The organism is Acidovorax sp. HMWF018 (genome assembly GCF_003061035.1).
Lineage (GTDB): Bacteria > Pseudomonadota > Gammaproteobacteria > Burkholderiales > Burkholderiaceae_C > Acidovorax > Acidovorax delafieldii.
Map to the genome: position 1 here is coordinate 3,825 of NZ_QAIM01000552.1, position 1,669 is coordinate 5,493.

The 1,669-nt window shown below is 66.9% G+C and carries 2 protein-coding genes and 1 pseudogene; 1 reads left to right on the forward strand and 2 read right to left on the reverse strand.

Translation table 11 applies throughout. The annotated features are described in order from the left end of the window. Positions 1 to 138 (reverse strand): annotated as a pseudogene (locus DBR23_RS31595) (2-methylcitrate synthase); the annotation flags it as partial. Next, a complete protein-coding gene (locus DBR23_RS23360; RefSeq protein ID WP_099730187.1) occupies positions 135 to 530 on the reverse strand; it encodes an acyl-CoA thioesterase in 396 nt (131 codons plus the stop codon). The pseudogene DBR23_RS31595 and the gene DBR23_RS23360, both read right to left, overlap by 4 nt. Before the next feature lie 134 nt (positions 531 to 664). On the opposite strand from DBR23_RS23360, the gene DBR23_RS23365 reads away from it, so the two are divergent. Continuing rightward, positions 665 to 1,669, forward strand: a 1,005-nt coding sequence (locus tag DBR23_RS23365) for an ImmA/IrrE family metallo-endopeptidase (protein WP_108499744.1), incomplete at its 3' end; no start/stop codon positions are given.

A 1,669-nucleotide genomic window follows, 5' to 3' on the forward strand; every position in this document is an offset into this window, starting at 1 on the left:
GAGGATGTCGTAGCCCCGGTAGTGCAGGTCGTTGCCCGTGCGGCCTACGGTGCACAAGGCGGTGTTGCCCGCCGTCACGCCTGAGAGCGCGACGGACTTCTTGGGCTTGAAGCCCGGGGTTTCAACGGTGGTAGTCATGCGGTCTCCTGGTTTACATATGTGTTGGTGATGGCAGCGGGGCGGCCTTTGCCATCCACCGCCACCATTTCAAAAATCCCCTTCAGCACTTCGTCCTGGGGCGAGCCCAGCGTGGCGGCCAGACCGGTCACGCACACGGTGAGCGAGCTGCGCCCGATGCGGCTGACCCAGGCGCGCAGCGTGAGCACATGGCCCACGGGCACGGGGGCCAGAAAACGCACGTCGGTCACGCCCGCCATCACCACATCGCGCTGTGCGGCGCCGCGCGCTGCCAGAAACGCCGCCTTGGCCATGAGCTGCAGGGCGTTGCCGCCAAACAGCGTGCCGTAGTGATTGGCTTCGGCGGGGAACACGATTTCCGTCAGCTCGACGGTGCCAGTGGGGGTTGTCATGCTTCGCAATTTACGCACAATGGCATCCCTCTGTAAGTCCTGAATTGGCGAATGATTGCGAACGAAAACCCGTCAATTTGCGAATATTGCGAATGACGATCAGGGTGCGACCAAAGAGCACCGAGAAAGATGGAATGAAAAAAACCTTCATGGGTGTGCGCCTGCGCCGCCTGCGCGAAGAGCGCGGCATGACCCAGGTGGCGCTGGCCCGGGCGCTGGACCTGTCGGCCAGCTACCTGAACCAGCTGGAGCAGAACCAGCGCCCGCTCACGGTGCCCGTTCTGCTCAAGATCAACGCCGTGTTCGGTGTGGATGTGCAGCGGTTTTCTGACGACGACGAGGCGCGCCTCATCACGGGCCTGCGCGAGGTGTTGGCCGACTTGCCTGCCGGGGTCGGCGGGGAGGGCGCTGGCGATGCCGTGTCCCTGGCCGAGATCCGCGAGCTGGCTGCAGGCATGCCCGCCGTGGCGCGCACGCTGCTGGCGCTGCATCAGCGGCACCGCCAGGCGCTGGAGCGGCTGGCGGCCCTGGGTAACGACCGCAGCGGTGAGGGCGTGTTGGCGCCGCACCCACCTATGGCCTATGAAGAAGTGCGCGACTTCTTCTTTGCGCGCCAGAACCACATTGCCGAGCTGGACGAAGCGGCCGAGCGATGTGCCGCCGATTGGGGCCTGCTGCCCGGCCGGGCCGATGAGGCGCTGGCCCAACGCCTGCGCATGGCCCACGGGGTGCGCGTGGTGGATGTGGCCGACCTGCCTGGCCAGGCGCAGCGCGTGTTCCAGGCCGAGGCAGGGCTGCTGCAGCTGGCGGCGGGGTTGGAGCGAGGGCAGCGGGCGTTTCAGATGGCGACGCAGCTGGCGTTTCTGGAGCAGGGCGCCGAGCTGCAGCGCTTGGCCAACAGCGCCGGGTTGTCCAGCGACCAGGCCCGGGCGCTGGCGCGCATTGGTCTGGCCAACTACTTTGCGGGAGCGCTGGTGCTGCCCTACACCGCCTTCTTGCGGGCGGCCGAAGCGGCGCACTACGACATCGACCGGCTGGGCCACCAGTTTGGCGTGGGTTTCGAGACCGTGTGCCACCGCCTGTCCACGCTGCAACGCCCCAGCGCGCGCGGCGTACCGTTCTTCTTCATCCGCGTGGAC

Coding starts and splice junctions, on each gene's coding strand:
- DBR23_RS23360 (WP_099730187.1), bottom strand. CDS start 530: ATGACAACCCCCACTGGCACCGTCGAGCTGACGGAAATCGTGTTCCCC.